Source organism: Marinobacter pelagius (assembly GCF_900114925.1).
Classification (GTDB): domain Bacteria; phylum Pseudomonadota; class Gammaproteobacteria; order Pseudomonadales; family Oleiphilaceae; genus Marinobacter; species Marinobacter pelagius.
Genome location: NZ_FOUR01000014.1, coordinates 1 through 1459, shown reverse-complemented (window position 1 = coordinate 1459; position 1459 = coordinate 1). Strand labels below are relative to the sequence as shown.

Sequence of the window (1459 nt, the reverse complement as noted above, 5' to 3'; positions counted from 1 at the left end):
TTCATCTGAAAATCATGTAGCCAGCCTCCCATAGTCCGTCATCCGGAGTAGGCTGGTAGTTGGCAAACACACTGCCGCTACAGGAGGCTGACATGACTCTATTCTGCGCCATCGACCTGCATTCAAACAATAGTGTCGCTGTCGTTCTTGATGAGAATGACAGCGTGCTTTATCAGGAACGTCTACCTAACGACCTGCCCACCATCGAGCGGGCGCTGCAGCCTTTCCAGAACGATCTCTACGGGGTTGCGGTGGAGTCGACCTTCAACTGGTACTGGCTGGTGGACGGCCTACAAGCGGCCGGTCACCACGTCATGCTGGTCAACACGCATGCGGTGCAGCAGTACAAAGGTCTGAAGCACACCAACGACGTTTCCGACGCCCGCTGGCTGGCTCATCTGATGCGCCTGGGCATTCTGCCCACCGGTTATATCTATCCCTATGAGCAGCGAACGTTGCGGGACCTGCTGCGCCAGCGCTTGTTCCTCAACCGGGAGCGGGTGATGCACCTGCTAAGCGCTCAATGCCAGATCCGGCGTTGTACCGGGCTGCAGGTGGCCTGCACCGAGCTTAAGCGGGCATCCACTCAGTTGCTTGAGTTGCACCAGCACCCGAATTTGCAATTTGCCCTGCGCTGCCACCTGGCGATGCTGCAGGTTCTCAATGGACAAATCGAGTCGATTGAGCGCCAGGTGACGAAGCAGACCCAGGACAATCCCTATCTTCAGTCCCTGCTGACGGTCGACGGGATCGGCCCGATCCTGGGCCAGACTATCGCTCTGGAGACGGGGGATATCGACCGCTTTCCGACGGTGGGCCAGTTCGCGTCCTACTGCCGCTGCGTCAACAGCCAACGGCTCAGCAACGGCAAGGCCAAGGGCCGCAATAATACCCGTAATGGCAACAAATACCTGAGCTGGGCCTTTGTGGAAGCCGCTCACAGCATCATCCGACACAACAAGGTGGCGCACCGGTTCTATCAGCGCAAGCGCGCCCAGAAGAATGGTGCCCTGGCGACCAAGGCCCTGGCCCACAAGCTGGCACGCGCCTGTTATTACGTGATGCGGGATGGGGTGGCGTTCGATGAAACGCGATTGTTTGCCTGATGATTTTAAGTTGAATGGGCGGGGGAGCTCCGAAATGGGGATGGTAAAACCAGAAATCTGAATGAGTCCCCGCCCATTCTCCCAAGCACCAAAGGTGCACTGATGCGCCCTGGTCGTGAACCATCAAGAGACTGGTGCCACACGTTGGCAAACCACGACATCTGTATCCACTTGGACACGATCAGGCACCGACGGTTTTCTGGGGCTTCGGCCAGGGGCCGCCTCGCTGTTCGCGACCAGCGGTCTTGATCCTGATGGGTGTCTGGTGCGGATCAGTCCGCAACCACCACTGAGAACAACGGGTGCGTATTGGAAGGGAGGAGCCACCACAACCGGCGGTTGTGGTGGATTGG

The 1459-nt window shown here is 58.3% G+C and carries 1 protein-coding gene; it reads left to right on the top strand.

Annotated elements, in window-relative coordinates; all coding sequences use genetic code 11:
• Positions 1 to 92: 92 nt before the first annotated feature.
• Complete coding sequence (locus tag BM254_RS17605; protein WP_092006926.1) at positions 93 to 1106, top strand: IS110 family RNA-guided transposase; 1014 nt, start codon at positions 93 to 95, stop codon at positions 1104 to 1106.
• Positions 1107 to 1459 lie beyond the last annotated feature (353 nt).